Here is a 24,346-nt window from a genome sequence, read left to right on the forward strand (position 1 = left end):
GCGGTCAGGCGTCGCGGCGCGGGTCGAGCAGCTTGCGGGAATCCAGGAACCACAACGGGATCAGCGTCGCCAGCGGCAGGATGGTCAGCTGCCAGAGCGCGGCACCGGTCCAGCCGAGGGAGCCGACGAGCGAGGCGAACAGGAGCCCGGAGAACGCGGCGGCCACGTAGTAGAACGACACGAACATCCCGGCCGCGCGGCCGACGTACCGGGGGCGCACCGCGCGCTGCATGGTGGCGTTGAGCGTGGTGAACAGCGAGCCGGCCACGAACACGGCGAGCACGAACGACCACGTGTACTGCCACACGTGGCTCGCGGAGCCGTTGAACACCAGCCACGCGCTCACGGCCACCCCCGCGTAGGTGATGAGCAGGATCGTGCGCGGGTTGAAGCGGTCGGCGAGCCAGCCGGTGAGGATCGACGTCGCGGCCCCGGCCCCGACCACGCTCGTGGCGAGGGCGGCCTCCGAGGCGGTGTAGTGCAACTGCTGGCGCAGGTACGTCGGGTACAGGCCGAGGTAGCCGTAGAACACCAGCCCGCCGGCGATGCAGGCGAGGCAGAGCAGGGCGGTGTTGCGGTTGAACGGTGTGCTCGGCACGTGGTCGGTCGGGATCTCGGCGCCGCGCACCACGCCGGGGTCGAGATCGGTCACGCCGCGGCGCACCAGCAGTCCGATGAGGACGGAGAGCACCAGCCCGGCGATGCCGTAGAAGAGGAACGGCGTGTGCCAGCCGCCGAGGTCCTGCGCGATCGCCGTGCCCACCAGGGGCCCGAGGAACACGCCGGTGCCGAACACCGCGCCGAGCACACCGAACGCGAACGAGCGGCGCAGCACGAAGAACGAGCCGACCACCGCGTACAGCGCGGTCGCCTGCATGCCTTCGCCGGCGCCGGAGATCAGCCGGAACACGGCCATGTCGGCGAAGCCGGACGCGAGCGGCGTCGCCAGCGTGCCGGCCGAGTAGAAGAACACGCTGATCACGAGCACCGTCTTGCGCGGCAGCTTCTCCACGAGGTAACCGGCCGGCAGGCCTGCCAGCGCGATGCCGAGGGTGAAGCCGGTGGCCAGCAGCCCGCCCTGGGAAAGGCTGAAGCCGTGCTCGGCGCTGATCTCGGGCAGCAGCGGGTAGAAGACCTGCCGGTCCATCGCGTTGATCAGGTACGACAGGACCAGCAACGTCCAGCCGGTGATCGACACGGCGAGGGGGACCCGGCGGGTGGCCGCCCGGGCTTGGGGCGCGGTGGTTCTCTGAGAGCTGTTCATGGGGAGCCTTCCCGGGCGCCGGAGACGAGCGGCACAGCTGCGATCGATTGCAGTAATGTAGGCGCCGAGAAGCTGGTGGTCAATGTTGATCAGCGGCCGGCTTGTGCAGATGCGCAGCTAGATCGCTTGGAGCGTGGTGTTTCAGTGGCTCGACTCGACGACAAACGATCGCAGCAGTTTGCGTCTCAGGGTAGGAGTGACTCGTCGACGAGACCGCTGTCCAGTGCCTCCGCCGCGGTGACCGGCGTGGCGGCCCGAGAGTGCCGATTGCGCAGGAAAACGACGGTGTCGAGCTCTTCGCGGGTCAGGCGGGCGTCGGGGACCAGGCCCTGGGCGGGGTCGGTCAGGATCGCCAGGTGCCGTTCCGCGCTCGCGCCGGTGAGGCCGAGCCGGTCGGTGATCGCGGCCAGCGCCACCTGCCGGTGCTGTCCGGCGGCGAGCTCGCGCGCCAGCGTCGAGGTGACTCCGAGCAGGGCGGCGAGCGCAGTGCCGTGCTCGGCGATGCCGTCGGCGGTCGCGCACAGCACGGTGCCCGCGTACGGCCCGATCTCGGTGACCGACGCGACGCGGTGGGCTCCCTGGGCCTCGGCGACCAAGTCGTTGCCGGCGTTGAGCACCGTCGTGTCCACGGTGCCCTCGATCAGAGCGCGAGCGCGTTTGGGCGTGGAACCGAGGCTCACCACGTCGTAGTCGGTGTCGCGGACCAGGCCGGCGCGCGCGAGCAGCTCGAACGCGATGAAGGCGAATCCGGAGCCGGGCACGTCGACCCCGAGGCGGCCGCCGCTCGAGAGGCCGGTGCTGCCGGGTGCGGTGAACAAACCCAGGCCGAGCCCGCGGTCGACCGCGCCGAGCACCCGCACGTCGCCGGTGCGGCCCAGCGGATTGCCGGCGACGCACCGGTAGGCCAGCACGTTGTCCGGGTTCGTGAAGGCGGCGTCGAGCCGGCCTTCGAACAGGTCGGCGAACTGGTGCGCCGACGTTTTCGCCGGCACCTCGGTGACCTCGAGTCCGGCCTCGACCAGCGCGCCGGTGGTGGTGGCGACCGACAGCAGCACCGAGGGGCTGAACGTGCCCAGCTGGATCGAGTGCACGGCGGGGCCGCCTTTCGGAACGGTCGGACGGGGTGCCGGTGCTGCGGACGTTCGCAGCTCGGCTTTCCCACGGCTACTTGACGGATCCTATCGGGCACAGCATGATGGTTGCAAACGATTGCAGCACTAGCGACGGAACGCGCCCGGCGGCAACCGGCGGCGCATGGGAGGTACTTGTCATGGTGACCCTCACGGACCGGCCCACGATCGGCTGGATCGGCACGGGCCGCATGGGTGCGGCGCTCGTGCGCCGGTTGCTCGCGGCCGGCTACGACGTCGCCGTGTGCAACCGCACGCGCGCCAAGGCCGAAGAGCTCATCGCCGCCGGTGCGACGGTGGTCGACCGGCCGGTGGACCTCGCCGGGCGCGACGTGGTGTTCAGCATGGTGTCGGCCTCGGCCGACCTCCAGCAGGTGACCTCGGGCGACGGCGGGCTGTTCACCGACCCGGGCCGCGCGCCGAAGGTCGTGATCGACTCGTCCACGGTGTCGGCCGAGGCTTCGGCGGCCGTGCGTGTGGAGGCCGCCAAACGCGGCACCGAGCTGCTGGCCGCGCCGGTGAGCGGCAACCCGAAGGTGGTGAGCTCGGGCAAGCTCACCCTCGCGATCTCCGGCCCGCGCCCGGTGTTCGACGAGGTGCGCCCGATGCTGGAGGTGCTCGGCCGCGGCGTGACCTACGTCGGCGAGGACGAGGTGGCGCGCCTGGTGAAGATCTGCCACAACGTGTTCCTCGGAGTGGTGATCCAGTCGCTCGCGGAGATCACGGTGCTCGCCGAGAAGGGCGGCGTGACGCGCGAGGCGTTCATGGCGTTCCTCAACGACTCGGTGATGGGCTCGGTCTTCAGCCAGTACAAGACGCCCGCGCTGGTGAACCTCGACTTTACCCCGACGTTCACGATGCCGTTGCTGCGCAAGGACTTCGACCTCGGTCTCGCCGCGGCGCGCGAGCTGGAAGCGCCGATGCCGGTGGCCGCGGCCACCGCGCAGCTGGTGGCGTCGGCGATCGGGGCCGGGCTGGTGGAGCAGGACTTCGCCGTGCTCATCGAGGAGCAGGCGCGCCGCTCGGGCCTCACGCTCGTGTCGGAGAACGCCGACGTGACCGACGGTCTGGAGCCCGAAGATGCCTGACGGCCGCCCGATCCCGGCCCCCGGCCACAACGCGGTGGACTTCGAGCAGCGCGTGGACTTCGCGCGGCTGCGCGACTACCGGCTCGCGCGCGCCCGGGCCTCGCTCGACGCGGGGGAGTGCGGCGCGTTCCTGCTGTTCGACTTCTACAACATCCGCTACACCACGCAGACGTGGATCGGCGGCGCGCTCGGCGACAAGATGACCCGCTACGCGCTGCTCACCCGCGACGGTGAGCCGATGCTGTGGGACTTCGGATCCGCGGCGAAGCACCACCAGCTGTACTCGCCGTGGCTGGAGCCGGAGAACTGCCGGGCCGGGATGCTCGGCCTGCGCGGCGCGATCTCGCCCGAAGCCGGTCTGATGCGCGCCGCGGTGACCCAGATCAAGGACCTGCTCACGCAGGCCGGCGTCGCGGATTCGCCGGTGGGCGTGGACATCGTGGAGCCGCCGTTCCTGTTCGAGATGCAGCGCCAGGGCCTCACCGTGGTCGATGCGCAGCAGGCGATGCTCGACGCGCGCGAGATCAAGTCGTCGGACGAGATCACGCTGCTCTCGCAGGCCGCGGCGATGGTCGATGGTGTGTACCAGGACATCGTGGAGGCGCTCAAGCCCGGCGTGCGCGAGAACGAGATCGTGGCGCTGGCCAACAAACGGCTCTACGAAATGGGTTCCGACCAGGTCGAGGCGATCAACGCGGTGTCGGGGGAGCGGTGCAACCCGCACCCGCACAACTTCTCCGACCGCCTCATCCGGCCCGGCGACCAGGCGTTCTTCGACATCATCCAGTCGTTCAACGGCTACCGCACCTGCTACTACCGCACGTTCAGCGTCGGCAGCGCCACCGACGTGCAGCGCGGCGCCTACCGGCAGGCGCGCGAGTGGATGGACGCGGCGATCGAAGCGGTGAAGCCGGGTATCGGCACCGACGACGTCGCACGCGTCTGGCCCGCCGCGACCGAGTTCGGCTTCTCCGACGAGATGGCCGCGTTCGGCCTGCAGTTCGGCCACGGTCTGGGCCTGGGTCTGCACGAGCGGCCGATCATCTCGCGGCTCAACAGCCTCGCCGACCCGGTCGAGATCAAGCCCGGGATGGTGTTCGCGCTCGAGACCTACTGCCCGGCCACCGACGGATTCTCCGCCGCGCGCATCGAGGAGGAAGTCGTGGTCACCGACTCCGGCGTCGAGGTGCTCACGAAGTTCCCCGCGCAGGACCTGTTCGTCGCCAACCCGTACTGAGCCCGAGGAGACACCGTGAAGGTCCCCGAAGAGTTGTTCATCGGCGGTGAGTGGCGGCCCTCGTCCGACGGGTCCCGCATCACCGTGACCGACCCCGCCACAGCCGGACCGCTGGCCACGGTCGCGAACGGCAGCGTCGAAGACGGTCGGGCCGCCGTCGACGCGGCCGCCGCGGCGCTGCCCGCGTGGGGCGCGACCGCGCCGCGCGCACGGGCCGACGTGCTGCAGCGGGCGTTCACGCTCATGCACGAGCGCGCGGACGAGCTGGCCGAGCTGATCGTGCGCGAGAACGGCAAGGCCCTGCCCGACGCGCTGGGCGAGGTGAACTACGCGGCCGAGTTCTTCCGCTGGTACGCCGAGGAAACCGTGCGCGTGGCGGGCACCGTGCAGACCGCGCCGGGCGGGGCCAACCGGATCCTGGTGCTGCGCCAGCCGATCGGCGTGAGCGTGCTGGTGACACCGTGGAACTTCCCGGCGGCCATGGCCACGCGCAAGATCGCACCCGCGCTCGGCGCCGGCTGCACCGTGATCCTCAAGCCCGCGTCGGAAACACCGCTCACTGCGCTCGCGATCGCCGCGATCCTCGAAGAGGCCGGCGCGCCGGCGGGCACGGTGAACGTGGTGCCCTCCACGCGCTCGGGTCAGGTCGTCGCCGCGATGGTGCACGACCCGCGCGTGCGGAAGCTCTCGTTCACCGGCTCGACGGAGGTCGGCCGCGCGCTGCTGCACACGGCCGCGGACACCGTGGTGAGCACGTCGATGGAACTCGGCGGCAACGCGCCGTTCCTCGTGTTCGACGACGCCGATCTCGACGCGGCGGTGGACGGCGCGATGATCGCCAAGATGCGCAACGGCGGCCAGGCCTGCACCGCGGCCAACCGGTTTTTCGTGCAGCGCGGCGTGGCGCCGGAGTTCGCGCGCCGGCTCGCGGAACGGATGGGCGCGCTGCGCGTGGGCCCGGGCACCGAGGCGGGCATCGAGCTGGGTCCGCTGGTGAACGCGGCCGCCGTGGACAAGGTCGACGAGCTGGTCGAGGGCACGGTCGCGGCCGGCGCCCGCGTGCTGGTCGGCGGGAAACGCCCGGAGGGCACCGGGTTCTACTACCCGGCGACCGTGCTGGCCGACGTGCCGGCGGGCGCGCCGGTGCTCGCGGAGGAGATCTTCGGCCCGGTGGCGCCGATCGTCACCTTCGACACCGAGGACGAGGTGGTGGCCTGGGCGAACGACACCGAGCACGGCCTGGTGTCCTACGTGTACACCCGCGACCTCGCGCGGGGCCTGCGGCTTTCGGAGGCGCTGGAGTCCGGCATGGTCGGGCTCAACCGCGGCCTGGTGTCCGAGCCGGCCGCTCCGTTCGGCGGGGTGAAGCAGAGCGGGCTGGGCCGCGAGGGCGGGCACGAAGGGCTGCTGGAGTACACGGAGTCCAAGTACGTCGCCGTCTCCTGGTGACGTCCGGTCACTCTATGCTGGCACGATGAACAGGCCGCCGACGATCAAGGACGTCGCCGAGCGGGCGGGGGTGCACGCGGCGACCGCGAGCCGGGCGCTCAACCCCGCCACGCGCGGGATGGTCAACGCGCGCACGGCCAACCGGGTCGCCGAAGCGGCGCGCGCCCTGGGCTACGCGCCCAACTCCGCCGCGCGCAGCCTGCGCACGCGCACGTCCTCGGTCGCCGGTGTCCTCGTGCCGGACCTGCGCAACCCGGTGTTCCCGCCGATCGTCCGCGGCATCGAGGACGGTCTGCGGGACGCCGGGTACATGGCGCTGGTCGGCAACACCGACGGCGACCCGGAGCGTGAACGCGAGCTGGTCACGGCCATGCGCGGGCGCCAGATCGACGGCTTCATCCTGGCCACCAGCAGCCGCTCGGCCGCGTTCGCCGCCGACGTCGCCGTGCCCACCGTGCTCGTGAACCGCCGCACCGACAACGGCGGCATCCCGTCGGTGACCGCAGACAACGCCGCGGGCATCCACCTGCTCGTGCGCCACCTCGCGGAGCTCGGCCACACGCGCCTCGGCCACGTCGCCGGCCCCCGTGAGCTCTCCACGGGCTGGGAACGCTACCGCGCCTACCTCGACGCCACCGCGTCCGCCGGCCTCGAGCCGGTCGTCGAATTCGCCGACGCCTTCACCGAAACCGCGGGCCACGCGGCGACTCTGCGCCTGCTCTCCGCACACCCCGAGCTCACCGCCGTGCTCGCCGGCAACGACCTCATCGCGCTCGGCTGCTACTCCGCCCTGGCCGACCTCGGCCGCACGGTTCCCGGCGACGTCTCCGTCACGGGCTTCAACGACATGCCGTTCGTCGACCGCCAGCGTCCTTCGCTGACCACGGTGCGGATCCCGCACTACGACCTCGGCCGCGAAGCCGCGCGGTTGCTGCTGGAGCGCATCGCCGCACCGGATTCACCGGCCAAGCGCGTGGTGCTGCCGGTGGAGCTGGTCAGCCGCGACTCGACGGCGCCGGTGAAGTCCTAGCGCGGCGAGCGACGTTCGGGGACCTCCCCGCTCCTGTGCTCCGCATCCAGTCCCACGGCAAGACCGCGGCCGCCTGGGATCATCCGTTTCCCTTGCACCGCAACGGAAAGCCCTGGCCCGCACCGCCGCGCGCGCCAGGGCTCTGAAGTGCCCTCACTCTTCCGGCAGCAACCCCGCCCGTCGCCCCAGCGCCTTCGCGCGATCACCCGCGCGCCGCATCAGGTCCGTCACGTGCAGGTCGTCCACGCGGGTGAAGCGGCCGTTGTCCAGCAGCTGCTCGCCGTTCACGAACACGTGCTTCGCGTCCGTGCCGCGGGCCGCGTGGATGAAGGTGGTGAGCGGGTGGTGCACCGGGCCCGCGTGCAGCGTGGCGAGGTCGAACACCGCGATGTCGGCGGTGAAGCCGGGTTCGAGGCTGCCGAGGTGCGCGCCGGCGCGCACGGCGTGGGCGCTGTCGGCCGTGGCCATGGTCACGAGCGTGCCGAGCTCGATCGAGCCGGGGTGTTCGTGGAGCTGGTTCTGCAGCAGGCGGGTCCACTTGAGCTGCTCGACCATGTCGTTGGTGAGGTCGACCATCGGTCCGTCGGTGCCGAGCGCGACGCGGATGCCGTTGTCCAGCATGTGTTTCACCGGCGTGATGCCGGCGCCGCGGGCGGCTTCGGAACTCGGGGTGTGCGCGACGGTGCTGGCCGAGGCGGCGATGAGGTCGAGGTCGTTGCCGCGCGGGTGGATGGTGTGCGCGAGGATCCAGCGGTCGTCGAGCACCCCGAGGCGGTGCAGGAACTGCACGTCGGTGCGCCCGGTCTCCAGCACCCACTTGAGGTAGCCCTCGTCGCGCGACATGGTGCCGCCGGCGATGTGCGACGTCACGAAGGTGTCCTTCTCCACGGCGAGCTCGTGGCCGCCCAGCACCATCTCCTCGGAGCTCGTGCCCAGCGCGACCCAGTGCGCCGTGGCCTCCAGCACGAACCCGACGCGGATGCGGCCCTCGGCGGCGCCGTCCCACTTCCCGAACGACTCGCGCGCGCTCGCGTACCCGTCGCGGGCGTCGTGCGGGCGGATCACCTTGGCGAAGAACTGGCGGACGCCGGCGTCGGCCACCGGGCCGAGGATGGCTTCCTCGTCGGCGATCGTGGTCTCGTTCACCAGGTGGTTCACCGAGCTGGTGGTGCCGCCGCGCAGCATGTCGAGCGCGGCGAGCTCACTGGCCACGCGCAGGTCGTCGACGTCGAGGTTGTCCTTGAGCGGCACGAGGCAGCCGGCGATCCACTGCTCCAGCAGCACGTCGCAGCCGAGCCCCTTGCCGTAGAGGTACCAGTCGTGCTGGTGGGCGTTGATCAGCCCCGGCAGCACGATCGAGCCGGTCGTGTCGACGACCCGGTCGACCCCTTCGCGGCTCACGGTCCCCGCCGGGCCGAGCGCGGCGATGGTCGTCCCGTCGATCAGGAGGTCTCCTCCGTCCAGAAGTTCCGGACGGCCGGGCGCCACCACTGCGCCTCCGCTGAGCAAGGTCCTCATCCGACTGCCTCCTGCCGAACTGCGCTTCCGTCGAACTGTGCCGCAAGACCAGCACCCTGCGGTGCCGTTACCGCAATCGATTGCATTATCGTAGGAGCTGAGTAGTCTGTGGTCAATGGCGGCTTCGGCGGCCACGCACCGCAATCGTTCACAGTCACCGAAGGGATCTCCCGATGTCCGACGCCCTGGAACCCGTCCTGCCGGCCGACGGCCGTGGTCCGCTGCCGCGCACCCGCTGGGGCTCCTTCATCGGCGGCAGCTGGGTGACGCCGGAGGAGGCGCCGTCGTTCGCCGTGCTCGAACCGGCCACCGGTGCGCACCTGGCCGACGTGGTGGAGGCGAGCGACGACGTCGTGGACCGGGCCGTGCGCGACGCGCGCCGGGCGTACGAGGGCGAGTGGGGCCGCCTCACGCCGCGCGAGCGCAGCGGCCTGCTGCGCAAGGTCGCCGCGCTGATCCGTGAGCACGCCGAGGAGCTGGCCGAGCTCGAGGCCCGGGAGGTCGGCAAGCCGGTGCGCGACGCGCGGCGCTTCGACGTGGCGTTCAGTTCCGCCGGGTTCGACTACTTCAGCGGCCTCGCCGAAACGCTCCACGGTGAGGTGCTGGACCAGGGCCCGATCGAGGCGCGCGTGCACTACGAGCCCTACGGCGTGGTGGCCGCGATCCTGCCGTTCAACTGGCCGCCGATGCACTTCACCAAGAAGACCGCGCCCGCGCTGGCCGCCGGCAACACCGTGGTGATCAAGCCGGGGGAGCAGGCACCGCTGGCCGTGCTGCGCCTCGTGGAGCTCGTGAACCAGGTCCTGCCGCCGGGGGTCGTGAACGTCGTGTCGGGTCTGTCGGCCGGCCCCGCGCTGGCCGGTCACCCGGTCGTCGAGCGCATCACCTTCACCGGCGCCACCAAGACCGGCCAGGCCGTGCTGCGCACCGCCGCGGAGAACCTCACCTTCGCCACGATGGAGCTCGGCGGGAAGAACGCGCTGATCGTGCTCGACGACGCCGACCTCGAGGTCGCCGTCACCGTCGCGATCGAGGGCATGTTCTACAACCAGGGGGAAGCCTGCACGTCGACCGCGCGGATCGTGGTGCACCGGTCGCTGCACGACGAGTTCGTGGAGCGCTTCGTGGCCGCCACCGCGAAGCTGCAGGTCGGCGACGGGCTCGATGCGGCCACGGACATCGGCGCCATGGTCGACGCGCGCCAGCAGCAGCGAGTGCTCGGGTACATCGACACCGCGGTGAAGGAGGGCGCGAAGATCGTCTTCCAGGGCGAGCTGCCGGCCGACACGCGGCTGGCCGGCGGCTTCTGGGTCCCGCCGACGGTGCTCACCGGCGTGCAGCCGGACCACACCGTGGCGCAGGAGGAGATCTTCGGCCCGGTCGCCGCGATTCTCGTCCACGACACGGACGAGGAAGCCGTGCGCATCGCCAACGGCACCGCGTACGGGCTCACGGCCGCGCTCATCACGCGCGATCACTTCCGCGCCTCGAACCTCGCGCGGGACCTGCAGGCCGGCATGGTGTTCGTGAACAACTACGTCCGCCGCTCCTTCCTCGGCTCGCCGTTCGGCGGCGTGAAGGGCAGCGGGTTCGGCCGGGAGAACGCCGCCGAGACGCTGCACGAGTTCGTGCGCGCGAAGAACGTGCGGTTCCCGTCGGGCCGCGGGCCGATCCCGGTGTGGCCGCCGGTCGACTGACTGTTGCGAGCGTAACCGCGAAGCGTGATCGACAGGGCGGTCCGGCACACCCACCGGGCCGCCCTGATTCGATCGCGGCGGAAAATGAGTCTCCGGCGCGTGGCGGCGCCGGCCGGGAGTCGGCATGATTCCTGACGGTAATGACTGTTGACTTCGATGGAGCCCGTGGTGCGTGACGACCTGTTGTTCGGTGTCGCGCTGACGCCGACCGTCGACGTGGCGGCCAACCGGGCCTTCGCCGCGGCCGCGGAACACGGCGGGCTCGACCTCCTCGGCATCCAGGACGCGCCGTTCGCGCCCGACCGGCTGGACACCCTGGTGCTGGCCGGCGACCTGCTGGCGGCCACGAGCAAGATCACCGTGTTCCCCGACGTGGCGAGCCTGCCGCTGCGGCCGCCGGCGTTGCTGGCGAAGACGGCGGCGGCGCTGGATCTGGTGTCGGGCGGGCGGTTCGAGCTGGCGCGCGGCGCCGGGGGCTACTGGGACGCGATCACGCGGCTCGGGGTGCCGCGCCGCAGCCCGCGCGAGTCGAACGCGGCGCTGGCGGAAGCGGTGACCGTGCTGCGGGCGCTGTGGCAGCACGACGGCGCGCCGATCGAGTTCGAGGGCGAGTACTACTCGCTCGCCGGCGCGTCGCCAGGACCGGCGCCCGCGCATCCGATCGAGATCTGGGTCGGTGCGCAGGGCCCGAAGGCCCTCGCGCTCACCGGCCGGATCGCGGACGGCTGGGCGGCGCCGATCGCGTCCTACCTGCCGTATGAGAAGTGGCCGGACGCGCACCGCCTCCTCGACGAGGCGGCGATCGCGGCGGGCCGGGATCCAGCCGCGGTTCGCCGGATCGCGCACCTCGTGGGCACGATCACGGAAGCACCCGGTGCGCCGCGGATTGAACAGGGCGTCGACCCGGTGCGGGGCACAGCCTCGGAATGGGCCGAGCTGCTGGCGAAACTCGGCAGCGAGTTACCGTTCACGGGCTTCGTGTTCCTGCCCGAGGACAATTCCAGCAGCCAGGTCGGCGCCTTCGCCGGTGATGTCGTGCCGGAAGTCCGGCGCCTGCTCTCGGCGTGACGTCCACAATGGACTTTCTGGTGGGCCGGACAAACGAGTGGACAGAAACCGGCACACATCCGATGTCTGCTTGACCCGGCTCGCCCGGTCGCCCAGTGTGGTCCGCGACAACTGCACGAGCGTCCGGAAGGCGATGAAGCATGACCGACGCGGGTTCTCTGTCCAGGCGCGGATTTCTGGTCGGCACGAGCGCGGTGGCCGCCGTCACGGCCCTGCCCCACGCTGCCGTGGCCGCCGGTGCCCGGACGCAGCCGGTGGATTCCGTCGACCCGATCATCGGATCTGTCACGACGGCCGCCGACACGGCGTGCGGCAAGACGTTCCCGGGCGCGGTCGCGCCGTTCGGCCTGGTCCAGCTGAGCCCGGACACGGTTTCCGGCGGTGACAACGGCAGCGGCTACTCGGCCGAGATGACCACCATCGAGGGCTTCAGCTTCCTGCACATGTCGGGCGTCGGCTGTTACGGCGACCTCGGCAACCTCCAGGTGCTGCCGCAGACCGGGCCGCTCGTGACCGGCCGCGACGAGGCGAAGAGCCCGTACCGCAAGGAAACCGAGACCGCGCGCGCCGGCTACTACGCGGTGGAGCTCGACCGCTACCGCGTGCGCGCCGAGCTCACCGCCACCGAACGCGCCGGCCTGCTGCGCTTCACCTTCCACGACGCCGGCACCGGCCGCGTGAAGGTGGACCTCACGCGCCGCATCGGCCCCGACGGCTCGCACTCGATCGCGCAGCACGTGCGCCAGGTCGACGCCACCACCGTCGAGGGCTGGCTGCGCTGCGACCACACCGGCGGCGGCTGGGGCTGCGGCGCGCAGAGCCCGGCCTACACCGTGTACTTCACGATGGAGTTCCCGCACCCGATCGCGGTCTTCGGCACCTGGGACGGCACCGACGTGCGCACCGACCTCGGCGAACGCGACGGCACCCAGCTCGGTTTCTTCGCCGAGTTCCCGGTCCGCGCCGGGCAGCAGGTGCCGGTGCGCGCGGGCGTCTCGTTCGTCGACCTCGACGGGGCGCGCCGCAACCTGCGCCACGACCTGCCGGGCTGGGGTTTCGACGCCGTGGCCGCCGGCGCGCGGCGCACGTGGGCCGACGCGCTGGGCAAGGTCGCGGTGGAAGGCGGCACGGCCGAGCAGCGCGAGATCTTCGAAACCGCGCTGTACCACTCGATGATCGACCCGCGGCTGTTCGGCGACGTCGACGGCCGCCACCGCGTGGGCGACACCGCGCCGGTGCGCGACGGCGTCACGCACCGCACGCTCTTCAGTGGCTGGGACGTGTTTCGCGCGCAGTTCCCGCTGCTCACCATCATCGATCCCGACGTGGTGCAGGAGACGATCACGTCGCTGGTGTCGCTGACCGACCGCGGCCTCACGCGCGGCCTCGCGCGGTGGGAACTGCTCGGCAAGGACACCGACACGATGCTCGGCGACGCGGCGGTCAACGTGATCGCCGAGGCCTACCTCAAGGGGCTGCGCGGGTTCGACGTGGAGAAGGCGTACCGCTTCTGCCGCGAGGTGGCGCTCGGCCCGGCCGAACGGTCCAACCGCACCGACTTCGCGAACTGGACCTCGCTCGGCTACTGCGTCACCTACAGCCTCTCGTCGACGGTCGAGAACGCGTACACGGACTACGCGCTCGCGCGATTCGCGGAGGCACTGGGCAAGAAGGACGACGCGAAGCGCCTCTACGCCACTTCGCTGAACTACCGCAACCTCTTCAACCCCGACGCCGGCTGGTTCCGCGGCCGCAACGCCGACGGCACCTGGATGGGCCCGGCCGACGGCTGCATCGAGAGCAACCCCGAACAACAGGGCTGGTTCGTGCCCCACGACGTCGGCGGCCTCGTGCGCCTCGCCGGTGGGCGCGCCGCGTTCCTCGACCGGCTCAACGGCATCTTCGAGAACACACCGCCGGACCTGATGATGAAGTGGAACGAGTTCTACAACCACAGCAACGAGCCCGTGCAGCAGATGCCCTTCCTGTTCACCTACGCCGGCGCCCCGTGGCTCACGCAGAAGTGGTCGCGCTACGTCCTCGACCACGCCTACCGCACGGGCGCGACCGGCCTCGCCGGCAACGACGACGCCGGCCAGATGTCGGCCTGGTACGTCCTGGCCGCCGCGGGCTTCTACCCCGTCTCCCCGGCCAGCGGCGTCTACCTCCTCGGCAGCCCGCTGTTCGACCGCGCCCGCTTCACCACGGGCCCCGGCCGCACCTTCACCGTCCACGCGCTCGACAACTCGGCCGCGAACGTCTACATCTCGTCGGCCACCCTCAACGGCCGGCCCCTCCACCGCGCCTGGCTCACCCACGCCGAGGTGATCCACGGCGGCGAACTGGTGCTGCGCATGAGCGCGAAGCCGAACCGTGGGTGGGGGGTGGATGCGTTGCCGCCTTCGCTCACGTCGGCGTGAGGTCGCGGGCGTGCGGCGGGTGCTTCGGGTGAACGATGCGGCGAAGGTGGCCGATGACGCCGATCGTGACCGTTTTCGTCGCCCATGGTGCAAACTTGTCCGGTGCCGTCGCCATCAGCAGATCGCCAGGAGGCGGTGCCGCAGCTCGAGCAGCCGCCGGTGCAGAGCTTCACGCTGGGTGCGTTCACGGCGTGCGGGGTCTCCCTCCTCCTGTTCGTGACGCTGCAGGACACGCTCGAATTTGACTCCGTTCTGGCGCTGGCATTGGGCCTCTTGTGCTTTCTCGCGGCGGTCCTGTTGACCACGACAGTCCGGCTGAGGCTCGTCGAACAGGCCCGCGAAGGGCGGGCGACCGACGCGGTGATGGAGCAGCTCCGGGACGCGGATTTCGACGACTTCGATGCTTGGAGTGCCCGCCTCGTTCTCCAGGTCCTGGTAGACGAGGCCGGCACCTACCGTGAGGTCACCAGGGCATTGAGCGAAGAGCGGGTGCGGCTGCAGGACGCGGAAGCCCACGTGCTCGCCGACGAGTCGGTCGTAGCGCGGATCCGTATCGAGCGGGATCGGCTGGGCCGCATCGGCGGCTACGGGGCGTCGGCGGTCACCTCAACGCTGACGTCGTTGCGCCCGGGCCAGTACTTCCGGCTGGCCGCGACCGCGGTCGGAGGAGTCACGTACCTGTCCTTGATGCGAGCTGCGTGGCCGCGGATGCCGGTGCCCGCGCACGTGCTGGTGATCCTGGGATTCTGTGCAGTGGCGGCACTTTCCGTCTCAGGGCTGACGCGCCCTGGCCGCGACGGGACCGGGGTCCTGAATCTGGTCCCGCGGACCGAACCACATCCCGACCTGCTGGATATCGGTGACCGGCGTGAGTACCTCCTGACCGAGGTGGTCGTGCCGGCGTTCCTCGACTACATCCGGGTCCACCGGTCGCGCCGGGATGGCACCACGCTCGTCTACGGCGACGTGTCGGGGCTCGACGAAGGGGGTGGCGGGGAAACCGTGATGACCGCTGGCGCCGAACGGTTGCGGCGGATCATCGAGCGAACCGAATCGGGCGCGGTGGCGCTGGCCGGATCGCGAGGCGTCGGCAAGACGACGGCCATCGAGGCGTTGCGGTACGGCCGGTTGACAACGGGCGGCCGACAGCCGCTGGTGGTGCTGGCGTCGGCTCCCGCCAATTACGAGGCGCGCGACTTCGTGTTGCACCTGCACGCGTTGCTGTGCCGGACGGTGATCGACAGGACGGGCGACGTGCTCCGCCCGGTGCTGCGGCTAGACAAGAAGAATCGTCGCGCGGTCCTGCGACAGGCCGCTGTCAGCTTGGCCAAGTACCTCGTCTTCACCGTGGTCATGCTCGGTGCAGCTCTGCTGCTTTGGGGCGTCCCGCTGCTCGATTTCCTACGGGAGATCGCAACGCTGACCACCAAGGCGGTGGCGGACTTGCCGGTGTCGGCTGGGGTCCTGTGGCGAGCCCAGCCGGTCACCCACGTCATCGCCTTGGTGTTGATCGCGCTCGTGGTTCTGCAGCTCGTGCGCATGGTCGTGCTCGCGCCCTTCACCCTGCTTTCTCGTGCCGCCTGGCGGCGGCGTCACCACGACCTGGTCGAACTGCACCGCGCCGCCACTCGTCAGCTCGCCCAGACGCGGTTCCTGCAGACCCACACCACCGGCTGGTCTGGCAAGCTGAGTCTGCCGTTGAAGGGTGAGGCAGGCCGGACCTGGTCGACGCAGCAGGCCGAGCAGCAGCTCACCCACCCCGAAGTGGTCGAGAAACTGAGGGCGCTCGCCGGCCAGACCTCGGCCACCCTCAGGGAGGCCGGGTTGATCGACCGGATGGTAATCGCCATCGACGAGCTCGACAAGATCGGGGAGCCGGAAAAGGCGCACCAGTTCATCAACGACATCAAGGGTGTCTTCGGGGTTCGTGGCTGCATGTTCTTCGTCTCGGTGTCCGACGACGCCGTGCTGAACTTCGAGCAGCGTGGCCTGGGTATCCGCGACGCGTTCGACAGTGCGTTTTCCGAGATGGTCCGCCTCGATCACTTCACCCTCGAGGAGAGCCGGCGCTGGGTGGCGTCGCGGGTCGTCGGGGTCACCGAACAGTTCTGCTACCTCTGCCACTGCCTCTCGGGTGGCCTGCCTCGGGATCTGCAGCGGTACGCGGTCGAAATGGTCGACGTTTCGACGACGATCCACGAGCCGAGCCTCGCGACAGTCACCTCGGTGCTGGTGCGGAAGGAGCTGTCCGCCAAGATCCACGCACTGACCGGGCTCACCGCCGTGCTGAGCACCACCGCCGAGCACGTGGCGCTCACCGCGCGGCTGTTCACCATTTCGGAGGTCGAGAACCCGCTCGAGCTGTCGCGGATGGCCCAGGACCTGGTGGCGGAAGCGGCCGAGGATTCGCTGACGGAGACCGACGTCCTGCGCTGGAACGCGGGCTGCCTCACGTTGTTCTGCGCCACTCTCCTGGAGGCGTTCACCGACGACCTCGGGCACACCGAGCTCGCGGCCGCGGACTTCCACCAGCTCGCGGTCGCCCGGCGGTGGATGGCGGCGCACCCGAGGCTGGCCTGGCAGCGGATCGTGGATTTCCGCAAGGCACGTGACCTCGACGCGGACCCGCCCGTTCACGCTTGAGTGGCTCAGAACCAGCTCGTTGTCATGGTTCTGCTACAAGATCGTCGTCCTCCCGCGCCTGCCCGGTCCGGTGTGAATAATGGCTTTCGTGGTGACTCGGCCGGGGGTGCGGGCGTGGCTTTCGGGGCTGCGGCCGCGGCTGGTGCTCGCGTTCGCCGCGATGACGGTGGTCGGCGCGGCCGCGGCGGCCGGGGCGAGTTACGTGTCGGCGCGCACCACGATCCTGCGGGCGGTGCAGGACCCGGTGATGGATCAGCTGCGGGACCAGGTCACGGCGTACCTGCCGCAGCTGGCGTTGCCGCCCGACGAGGCGCAGCTCGACGCGTTGGCGGACAACGTGAACAATGGCAACGCGACGGCTGTCTACGGTGGACTGAGCTCCCGGCCGGGGTTCACGCCGAGCCTGCTCACGGCCGAGTTGCGGCGGGAAGTGGCGGCGGGCAGCGGGATCCAGTTCCAGCGCGTGCTCGACCAGAACGGTGAGCCGTTCTTCGTCGCGGGCACCGTGGTGCTGAACTCCGAGCTGCCGGACACGCCGGGCGCGCGTCTCGAGGTGTACACGGCCGTGGCGCTGGACCGTCGGCAGGACGACATCGACCAGCTCGCCACGAGCGCGTGGCGGACCACGCTGCTGGTGCTGCCGGTCGCCGCGGTGCTGGCGCTGCTGGCCGCGCGGCGCGTGCTGCGGCCGGTGCGCGCGCTGAACACGGCGGCGCGCAAGCTCGGCGGCGGGCAGCTCGACGTGCGGCTGCCGGTGGAAGGTTCCGACGAGCTCGCGCAGCTCGTGGCCACGTTCAACGGCACGGCCGCGGAGCTGGAACGCACGGTCGAGTCGCTGCGGGCGATGGAGGCCGACGCGCGCCGGTTCGTCGCCGACGTCTCCCACGAGCTGCGCACGCCGCTGGCCGCGATGAACACCGTCACCGACGTGCTCGACGAAGACGCGGAGCAGCTGCCCGAGGACACCGCCGTGGCCGCGCGCCTGGTGTCGAGCGAGACGCGCCGCCTGACCCGGCTCGTGCAGGACCTCGTGGAGGTCTCCCGCTTCGACGCCGGGCGCGCCGAGCTGCGCCTCGACGAGCGCGATGTCGCCACGGCCGTCACCGACACGCTGGCCGCCCGCGGCTGGACCGGGCACGAGGGCCTGGTGCTCGACCTCGCGCCCGGCGTCCTGGCGACCCTGGACCCGCGGCGGCTCGACGTGGTGGTCGCCAACCTCGTCGGCAACGCCCTGCGCCACGGCCGCCCGCCCGTCTACCTCGCGCTGGCCGCCGACGCGCGCACGGTCACGCTCACCGTGACCGACCACGGTCCCGGCATCCCCGAGGAGGTCCTGCCGCACGTGTTCGACCGCTTCACCAAGGCCGACACCTCGCGCGCCCGCTCGGAGGGCAGCGGCCTCGGCCTCGCCATCGCCCGCGAAAACGCCCGCCTCCACGGCGGCGACCTCACCGCCGCGAACACCGGCAGCGGCGCGAGGTTCACCCTCACCTTGCCCCGGGAGCGGCCGTGATCCGCCGCCTCGCCCCGCCGTTGGTCGCCCTGCTGCTGGCGGCCGGCTGCGGCATCCAGCCGACCGGTGTCGTGCCCGCCGGATCGGGGCCGTACCTGAACAAGCAGTCCGCCGGCCGCGTGAGCTTGTACTTCCTGCGCGGTGGCAAGCTCGCGCCCGTGCTGCGCTTCACCGGTTCCAGCCGGGAAGTGGGGCCGCAGAACGTGCTCGCCGCCCTGTTCGCCGGCCCGACGGCGCAGGAGCGGGCGGAGGGCTACTCGTCGCTGCTGCCCACCGGCCAGATCTTCTCCGCCGTCGACACCACCTCGACCCCCGTCACGGTGCGCGTGCCCACGGCGCTGCCGGACGACGTTCCCGCGCGCCTGGGCCAGGTCGTGTGCACCACGATCGCCGCTCTCGTCGCCGGTGGCCGGTCCGTGGGCAGCGCGGGCGTCGACGTGGTCGCGATCGGCACGACCTACCACAACCGCACGTGCCGCAGCGCCTGAATCCTGTTGCGAGATCCGGACACCATCCCGACAAACCTGAGAATTCAGCGCGCCAGCATGAGTTCCGGACAATCGGAACGACAAGGGGTGGTTTTCTCCATGACACGCATCAACCTCAAGCGGGGGACCCTGGCGGGTGTCGGGGTCGCCGTGGCCCTCGTGGCCGCGGCGGGCACGGCCATCGCCACCGCCGGCGACTCGCCGGCGCCGGCCGCACCGGAGGCCGCCGCGCCTTCGCCCACCACGACCAACCCGCCCACTCCGCGGCCCGGCACCCAGCCGGACAACCTCCGTCTCACCACCGGCTCCTACGCGATCGACCTCCTCGAATGGGACGCCGGCGGCAAGCAGGGCCTGGGCACCGTCGTGAGCCCGCACGCGGTCGAAGAGCTGCCCAGCTACGACGCCGAGGGCTACGACATCACCGACGAGCAGTTCTTCCTCGCCACCGAAACCGGCGAGCTGCCCGCGCACCCGGGGCAGGAGCACGGGAAGCTCATCGCGTCCTACCCCCAGCCCACCGCCGGCCACACCCTGGACTGCACCGCCTCCGGCACCGCCGCCGATCCGGTGGTGCAGTGCGTGACGAAGTAGCGCCGACGGCACGGGGGTGACTCGGGGTGGGGGCCGGAAAGCGGGCCCTCACCCCGAATTCCGGCCCAGTCCGCGGTCAACCGGTCTGGCGCAGGAGGGGCCACGGCGCGGGAAAGACCACCGTGTTGTCGATGCTCACGGCGATTTCGTCCGACAGTCCCTCGGGGAAGCCCATGAACCACGGCCCATCGGAGTGCTCCGTCTCCTCCGGCACGCCGCCGGAGGCGGGGAACGCCGAGCAGAAGCGGAACTGCGTTTTTCCCGGGCCGATTCCCCGGTGCTGGAAATCCAGCCAGCGGTCGGGCGCGCCAGGCCCGTCGGGCTTGCCGGCCAGGCTGACGACCCGGTCGCGGGTGAACGCGGGATCGACCTGCACCGTCACGTCCACCGCCAGCCAGGCGGTCCCGCCTCGGTGCAGGTGACGTCGCAACCGGTGCACGAAATCGGCGTCCGCGTGCGCCGCGGGAATCGAGCGGGCTTCGAGGTAGTCGCGCACGTCGCTCATGCTCGCCAGTTCGCGGCCGGTTCGCAGCGGCCACGGGATCGGCTGGGCCTGCGCCTTGCGCCAGGTCACCGTGATCGGGCCGTAGCGCAGGGGGCCGGTGCCCCGGAAAACCAGCTGCAGGCCCGAGGTCCGGAGCGGATCGGGCCCGTCGGGATCGTCGAACTCACGGTCGGCCGGCAGCGACTCGATTTCCGGGAGCGCACCGGTGTCGACACCCAGGCCTTGAGCGAGAATCCTGGATTCCGCCAGCAGTTCCTGTGCCAGGTCGGCTTCGCGCAACGCGGCGTCGATGATCTCCGACGCCTGCTCTTCGAGCGTCTCCTCGCGCCGGGACCGGGAACCCATCCGGCCGGACCAGCCCAGCTGTTTTCTGGCGCGCTCGTAGGCCTCGGGCCCGGCGATCGCCGCTCCGTCGAGCGTCGCCTCGACGGCGGCCCGGTCCAACGACTTCAGGGCGGTCCGCGCGGCTTCCGGTCGGCCGAGCGCCAGGTAGCACAACGCGACGTAGCGCTCCGCGATCGCCAGCTGCAGGGTCGACACAGCCGCCGAGGCGGCCTCGAGGAACCAGTCTCGCGCGCGGCCCAGCTCGGCCGCCCGGATCTGGGGGTCGGCGGCGGTCCGGGCGTCGAGCATCATCCGCTGGCCGGCCGTGAGCGCCGTCGAGTAGCGCTGCACCAGCAGTTTGTCGAGCTTGCGGCCGATTCCGTCGAGCTGTTCGGCGAGCCGGTCCTCGCTCTCCAGCAGCGCACCCAGCACCTCCGAGGCGAGGCCGCCCAGGCCCTCGTTGCCGGTGAGAGCGCCGACCACGGCCGATGCTCCGTACTTCGCCGCGATCACGGTGACCGCTGTGAAAGGCTCCACCGGCCGGATCTTACTGCGGCACCGCGTTCCCAGGTGCTCGATCACCGAATCCCCGTGCCCGCGAACCCCTGGCCGAAAGTCACCCGGACGAGGGCCTCTTGACCATCTCACCCGCCACCCCCGCCGATTACAGTCCGGAGTGCCGGCACACCGACGAAGGCGGGGAACCCATGGCGAACGCGTCCAGCGAGCTGGTCGTCGGGATCGACGGGAGTGAGTCGGCGTTGACGGCGGTGCGGTGGGCCGCGCGGATGGCTCGGGAGCGCCGCTTCGGGGTGCGGCTGGTGCACGCCGTGGACGAGATCCCGGAGACCTACCCGCACGCGGCGCCGACGTACGAGGACGCGCAGCAGTTCGTGGGGGAGCGCAGCGCGCAGGTGATCGAGCAGGCGAAGGCCGCCGTCACGGAGGTGGCTCCGGGGGTGGCGGTGGACGTGGTGCTGCGGCCGGAGCAGCCGGCGGCGGCCCTGCGCGCCGAGTCGGCCACGGCCGCGATGGTGGTGCTGGGCACGCGGGGGCTGCACCGGCTCGGCCGGGTCGTGCTCGGGTCCGTGTCGGTCTCGCTCGCTTCGCACGCGGAGTGCCCGGTCGCGTTCGTGCGGCCGCGCGTCGCCGAGGACGAGCCGCCCGTCGACGGTCCGGTCGTCGTCGGCGTGGACGGCACGCCGGTCGGCGAGGAAGCCCTCGCCGCCGCCTTCGAGGAGGCGTCGTGGCGCGGGTCGGGGCTCGTCGCGCTGCACTGCTGGAAGGAAGGGTTCCTGGCCTCGGTGTTCGAATCGGGCCGCGCGGACGCCGACGAGATCGAGGCGCGCGAACGGGAACTGCTCGCCGAGCGCCTGGCCGGCTGGCAGGCGAAGTACCCCGACGTGCAGGTGGAGCGCTTGGTGGTGAAGGAACGCCCGGCCGACGGCCTGCTCGACTGGGCCGATCGCGCACAGTTGCTGGTCGTCGGCAGCCGGGGTCGCGGCGGGCTCGCCGGCCTGGCGCTCGGGTCCACCAGCCAGAGCCTCATCTCCTACGCGCTGTGCCCGGTTCTCGTGGTGCGCGGCACCCGGCCGGCGTCGCGGGACGAGTGACGGATTCTCCGAAGTCGGCCCGCGGTCGTCGCTGGGATTCGACGCGCCTCACCCCGGCGCCGGCGAGCTCGCGGACGTCGCGGTCCCGACCCGGGAGTGTCCACTGTGGAGACAACCGACCCGCGGGCGATGCGCGAAGCGATGCTCGCCGCGGTGCGTACCCGAGCGTGCGATGACACCTTCGACCCCCACGCCGAGCTGCGGGAAGTGCCGGCACCACTGGGTTTCACGCCCGAGGACAGCGGCGGCGAGATCACCTTCCTCAAGCGCGACCCGCTCATGCCCAGCTCGATCCGCATCGGCGCCGCCGCCGCGATCGCGCTGGCGCAGCAGTCGGTGCTCGCCGCGAAGCTGTGGCGGACGCGCACCGGCCTCGGCCAGGACATCACGGTCGACCTCGGCCAGGCCATCCCCGGCTTCGGAACAGTGCTGGGAAACGCTCAACGGCCACCCCGCCGACCTGGCCGACCGCCTCGTCGGCGCGTACCTGAGCTTCTACCCGACGCGCGACGGCCGCCACGGGATCCCCGCGAACATCTACCCCGGCCTGAAATCGACGATGCTCGCCGTGCTCGACTGCGCGGACAACCCCGAAGCGCTCGGCCTCGCGCCGGCCCGCCACATCGCCGACGCGCTCGAGCAGCTCGGTGAACAGCACGGCATCGTGTTCGCGAAAGTCCGCAGCGTCGAGGAGTTCGTGGCCGAGCCGGTGTTCGAGCACCTGGCCGCGCGGCCGCTGATCGAGATCGAGGAAGTGGCCGACACCCCGCCGGAACCGTTGCCGCGCGGCGGAACCCACCCGTTGTCCGGCCTCCGCGCGCTCGGCATGGGCCACGTGATCGCCGGCGCCGGCATCGGCCGCTCGCCGGCCGCGCTCGGTGCCGACGCGCTCAACGTGTGCCGGGGTTCGAGATGGACTCGCTCGTGGCCACCGCCAACGTCGGCGTGCGCTCCACCCGCCTCGACGTGCGCGGCACCGACGGCCAGGCCACCCTCCACGCCCTCCTGCGCGACGCCGACGTGTTCCCCGCCAACCGCCGCCCCGGCCTGCCCACCGAGCTCGGTGTCGACGCGCACCAGGCGATCGGCCTGCGCCCGGGCCTGATCCACGTGACCGTGAGCTGCCACGGCGACACCGGCCCGTGGGCGAACCGCGTGGACTTCGGCCAGGTCGCCGGCACCGTCACCGGGATGGTCGCCGCCGAAGGCAGCCTGGCGCACCCGAAACCGCCGCCGACGTCGATCATCGACGACTACCTGGTCGCGTGGCTCCGGGCCACCGGCGCGCTGGCCGCCCTCGTCCGCCGCGCCACCGAAGGCACTACTTCAACGTGCTTTCGCCACGCGGGGCCGACCAGCCCGGGTGGCTCCGCGCGCGGCCACCCGAGCCCCGGGTGCGGTGAGCCCGCTCAGAACCAGTGCAGGCAGTGCGGTTCCCGGTCGGTGCGGAAGAACGCGTCGGCCGCCGCGCCGTCGCCGCGGATGTGCCCGGCCCGCACCAGCGTGCTCGGCGCGGTGCCGCCGAGGTAGAGCGAGCCGAGGTCCCGCACGTCCAGCGACAGGTCGGGCGCCCGGTCCGTCGGCACGCACTCGGCCTTGCCGGCACGCACGGTCAGCCGGTACCGCCGCTGCTCGGCCAGGAACGGGTCGGTGACGTCGAGCACGAGCTCCCCGTCGGCCGACCAGCCGCGGGCTTCCAGCGCGCGCGGCACGTCCAACAGCCGCACCCACAGCCAGTCGTCGACGCAGCTCACCTCGCCGGCGCGGAAGTCCGCCAGCTGCCAGCGCAGCGGGGTGCCGAGCGGCAGGTGCCTGAACACGACCTGCTTCACCAGGTCGTGGCCGAGCAGGAAGCGGGCCAGCGCGGTGACCACGCGGTCGTCGCTCGCGATCGTCTCGTCGACCGCCAGGGTTTCGGGCTCGCCGAGCGAGTAACTCGCGTAGCCGTCGGCCACTCCGGCCGCGTCGCGGTGCACCGCGACGTACCGCGGTGCCGGGGAAATCGGCGGCTGCCCCGCACGCCGTTCCCACCACCGGTGCGGCCGGGACAGCGCCCCGGGCTGCGCACGGCGGTAGCGGTCGTAGACCTCTTCGAGCAGCGCGCCGCACTCGGCCCGGCGCAGCACTTCGACCGTGCCTTCGGCCTCTTCCCCCGCCCGGGGCGCGGCGAAGGCCTGATGACTCGGCACGGTCACGCGGTTCGTGTACGTGGCGGGCCCGTAGCCGAACCGGCCGTAGATCGGGGCCTCCGACGCCAGCAGCACCGACAGGATCTCGCCCCGCGCCCGCAGCTCGGTGAGCTGGTGGCGCATCATCGCGCTCAGCACACCCCGCCTCCGGTGCGACGGCAGTACCCCCACCGCGGACACCCCGGCGGCCGGCACCACACCACCACCGGGCAGCGTGAGCTCGAACGAATACGCCGCGGCCGTGCCCACGGGCTTCCCGCCGGCCACCGCCAGCACCCCGCGGTCCGGCTCCAGCGCCGACCACCACAACCCGCCGCCGCCCTCGGCCTCGGGCTCGGTGAACCGCGCGAAGGCGGCGTGCACGGTGTCGACGAAAACGTCGAAGTCCTGCTCGGTGGTACCGCGGATTTCCACTGGTGCCGTCTCCCCGGGGTCGTGGCGTCGTGCCACAGTGCACCGTCGCGCGCGGCCGGGGTCAACTCGATTACCGTCACCCGCCGGTGGTGCCGAGGTCGTAGCCGCCGCGGTCCGGGGCGAAGGTCCGCGGCGCAGTGCGCCGGGTATGAGCGGAGCCGG

At 71.5% G+C, this 24,346-nt stretch carries 18 protein-coding genes and 1 pseudogene; 13 read left to right on the forward strand and 6 right to left on the reverse strand.

Annotated features, from left to right (window positions below; translation table 11 throughout):
* Positions 1-4: 4 nt before the first annotated feature.
* Both VSH64_RS07840 and VSH64_RS07845 read right to left on the reverse strand, forming a co-directional pair.
* Complete coding sequence (locus VSH64_RS07840) at positions 5-1,264, reverse strand: MFS transporter (protein ID WP_326834827.1); 1,260 nt, start codon at positions 1,262-1,264, stop codon at positions 5-7.
* A 185-nt stretch (positions 1,265-1,449) separates the two neighbouring features.
* Entirely contained in the window at positions 1,450-2,355 is a 906-nt protein-coding gene (locus VSH64_RS07845) for an ABC transporter substrate-binding protein (protein WP_326834828.1), read from the reverse strand.
* A 179-nt stretch (positions 2,356-2,534) separates the two neighbouring features.
* On the opposite strand from VSH64_RS07845, the gene VSH64_RS07850 reads away from it, so the two are divergent.
* From VSH64_RS07850 to VSH64_RS07865, 4 genes are read left to right on the forward strand one after another with little or no spacing between them, the layout of a single operon-like run.
* Complete coding sequence (locus tag VSH64_RS07850) at positions 2,535-3,482, forward strand: NAD(P)-dependent oxidoreductase (RefSeq protein ID WP_326834829.1); 948 nt, start codon at positions 2,535-2,537, stop codon at positions 3,480-3,482.
* The gene (locus tag VSH64_RS07855) at positions 3,475-4,719 is read left to right on the forward strand and encodes a M24 family metallopeptidase (RefSeq protein WP_326834830.1); all 1,245 of its coding nucleotides are present in this window, start codon (positions 3,475-3,477) and stop codon (positions 4,717-4,719) included. Before VSH64_RS07850 ends, VSH64_RS07855 begins: the two co-directional genes overlap by 8 nt.
* A gap of 15 nt (positions 4,720-4,734) precedes the next feature.
* A complete protein-coding gene (locus VSH64_RS07860; RefSeq protein WP_326834831.1) occupies positions 4,735-6,168 on the forward strand; it encodes an NAD-dependent succinate-semialdehyde dehydrogenase in 1,434 nt (477 codons plus the stop codon).
* A gap of 25 nt (positions 6,169-6,193) precedes the next feature.
* On the forward strand, positions 6,194-7,198 hold the full coding sequence (locus VSH64_RS07865; RefSeq protein WP_326834832.1) for a LacI family DNA-binding transcriptional regulator: 1,005 nt from the start codon (positions 6,194-6,196) through the stop codon (positions 7,196-7,198).
* Between the two features lie 153 nt (positions 7,199-7,351).
* On the opposite strand, the gene VSH64_RS07870 is transcribed toward VSH64_RS07865, so the two are convergent.
* Positions 7,352-8,716 (reverse strand): amidohydrolase family protein, encoded by a 1,365-nt coding sequence (locus tag VSH64_RS07870; protein ID WP_326834833.1) that lies wholly within the window; start codon positions 8,714-8,716, stop codon positions 7,352-7,354.
* 173 nt (positions 8,717-8,889) lie between these two features.
* Here VSH64_RS07870 and VSH64_RS07875 point away from each other — a divergent pair, with 173 nt between their 5' ends.
* From VSH64_RS07875 to VSH64_RS07905, 7 genes are all read left to right on the forward strand, one after another.
* The gene (locus tag VSH64_RS07875; protein WP_326834834.1) at positions 8,890-10,413 is read left to right on the forward strand and encodes an aldehyde dehydrogenase family protein; all 1,524 of its coding nucleotides are present in this window, start codon (positions 8,890-8,892) and stop codon (positions 10,411-10,413) included.
* A gap of 168 nt (positions 10,414-10,581) precedes the next feature.
* Complete coding sequence (locus VSH64_RS07880) at positions 10,582-11,481, forward strand: LLM class flavin-dependent oxidoreductase (RefSeq protein ID WP_326834835.1); 900 nt, start codon at positions 10,582-10,584, stop codon at positions 11,479-11,481.
* A 140-nt stretch (positions 11,482-11,621) separates the two neighbouring features.
* Entirely contained in the window at positions 11,622-13,901 is a 2,280-nt protein-coding gene (locus VSH64_RS07885) for a GH92 family glycosyl hydrolase (protein WP_326834836.1), read from the forward strand.
* Positions 13,902-14,036: 135 nt separating this feature from the next.
* Positions 14,037-16,544, forward strand: coding sequence for a hypothetical protein (locus tag VSH64_RS07890; protein WP_326834837.1), 2,508 nt, complete (start codon positions 14,037-14,039; stop codon positions 16,542-16,544).
* A gap of 91 nt (positions 16,545-16,635) precedes the next feature.
* Positions 16,636-18,057, forward strand: a complete 1,422-nt coding sequence (locus VSH64_RS07895) for a HAMP domain-containing sensor histidine kinase (protein WP_326837921.1) — start codon at positions 16,636-16,638, stop codon at positions 18,055-18,057.
* Positions 18,054-18,545: a hypothetical protein gene (locus VSH64_RS07900; protein WP_326834838.1), complete on the forward strand. Its 492-nt coding sequence runs from the start codon at positions 18,054-18,056 to the stop codon at positions 18,543-18,545. The genes VSH64_RS07895 and VSH64_RS07900 overlap by 4 nt, the downstream gene beginning before the upstream one ends.
* 99 nt (positions 18,546-18,644) lie before the next feature.
* The gene (locus tag VSH64_RS07905) at positions 18,645-19,139 is read left to right on the forward strand and encodes a hypothetical protein (RefSeq protein WP_326834839.1); all 495 of its coding nucleotides are present in this window, start codon (positions 18,645-18,647) and stop codon (positions 19,137-19,139) included.
* A gap of 76 nt (positions 19,140-19,215) precedes the next feature.
* Here VSH64_RS07905 and VSH64_RS07910 read toward each other — a convergent pair whose 3' ends face one another.
* Positions 19,216-20,505: a hypothetical protein gene (locus tag VSH64_RS07910; protein ID WP_326834840.1), complete on the reverse strand. Its 1,290-nt coding sequence runs from the start codon at positions 20,503-20,505 to the stop codon at positions 19,216-19,218.
* Between the two features lie 170 nt (positions 20,506-20,675).
* Here VSH64_RS07910 and VSH64_RS07915 point away from each other — a divergent pair, with 170 nt between their 5' ends.
* The gene (locus VSH64_RS07915; protein WP_326834841.1) at positions 20,676-21,581 is read left to right on the forward strand and encodes a universal stress protein; all 906 of its coding nucleotides are present in this window, start codon (positions 20,676-20,678) and stop codon (positions 21,579-21,581) included.
* A gap of 385 nt (positions 21,582-21,966) precedes the next feature.
* Here VSH64_RS07915 and VSH64_RS07920 read toward each other — a convergent pair whose 3' ends face one another.
* Positions 21,967-22,416 carry a hypothetical protein gene (locus VSH64_RS07920; RefSeq protein WP_326834842.1) on the reverse strand — a complete coding sequence of 150 codons (450 nt, stop codon included), beginning with the start codon at positions 22,414-22,416 and terminating at the stop codon, positions 21,967-21,969.
* A 62-nt stretch (positions 22,417-22,478) separates the two neighbouring features.
* On the opposite strand from VSH64_RS07920, the pseudogene VSH64_RS07925 reads away from it, so the two are divergent.
* Positions 22,479-22,892, forward strand: a pseudogene (locus VSH64_RS07925) (CoA transferase); the annotation flags it as partial.
* A 98-nt stretch (positions 22,893-22,990) separates the two neighbouring features.
* Here the strand turns inward: VSH64_RS07925 and VSH64_RS07930 are convergent.
* Complete coding sequence (locus VSH64_RS07930; RefSeq protein ID WP_326834843.1) at positions 22,991-24,184, reverse strand: GNAT family N-acetyltransferase; 1,194 nt, start codon at positions 24,182-24,184, stop codon at positions 22,991-22,993.
* Positions 24,185-24,346: the final 162 nt, after the last annotated feature.

The sequence above is a fragment of the Amycolatopsis rhabdoformis genome, assembly GCF_035918295.1.
In the GTDB taxonomy this organism is placed as follows: Bacteria; Actinomycetota; Actinomycetes; order Mycobacteriales; family Pseudonocardiaceae; genus Amycolatopsis; species Amycolatopsis rhabdoformis.

Bases quoted from the DNA above. Each gene is read 5' to 3' on its own strand.
- VSH64_RS07885 (WP_326834836.1), top strand. From the start codon at position 11,622: ATGACCGACGCGGGTTCTCTGTCCAGGCGCGGATTTCTGGTCGGCACG.
- VSH64_RS07915 (WP_326834841.1), top strand. From the start codon at position 20,676: ATGGCGAACGCGTCCAGCGAGCTGGTCGTCGGGATCGACGGGAGTGAG.
- VSH64_RS07870 (WP_326834833.1), bottom strand. From the start codon at position 8,716: ATGAGGACCTTGCTCAGCGGAGGCGCAGTGGTGGCGCCCGGCCGTCCG.
- VSH64_RS07865 (WP_326834832.1), top strand. From the start codon at position 6,194: ATGAACAGGCCGCCGACGATCAAGGACGTCGCCGAGCGGGCGGGGGTG.
- VSH64_RS07875 (WP_326834834.1), top strand. From the start codon at position 8,890: ATGTCCGACGCCCTGGAACCCGTCCTGCCGGCCGACGGCCGTGGTCCG.
- VSH64_RS07855 (WP_326834830.1), top strand. From the start codon at position 3,475: ATGCCTGACGGCCGCCCGATCCCGGCCCCCGGCCACAACGCGGTGGAC.
- VSH64_RS07840 (WP_326834827.1), bottom strand. From the start codon at position 1,264: ATGAACAGCTCTCAGAGAACCACCGCGCCCCAAGCCCGGGCGGCCACC.
- VSH64_RS07850 (WP_326834829.1), top strand. From the start codon at position 2,535: ATGGTGACCCTCACGGACCGGCCCACGATCGGCTGGATCGGCACGGGC.
- VSH64_RS07905 (WP_326834839.1), top strand. From the start codon at position 18,645: ATGACACGCATCAACCTCAAGCGGGGGACCCTGGCGGGTGTCGGGGTC.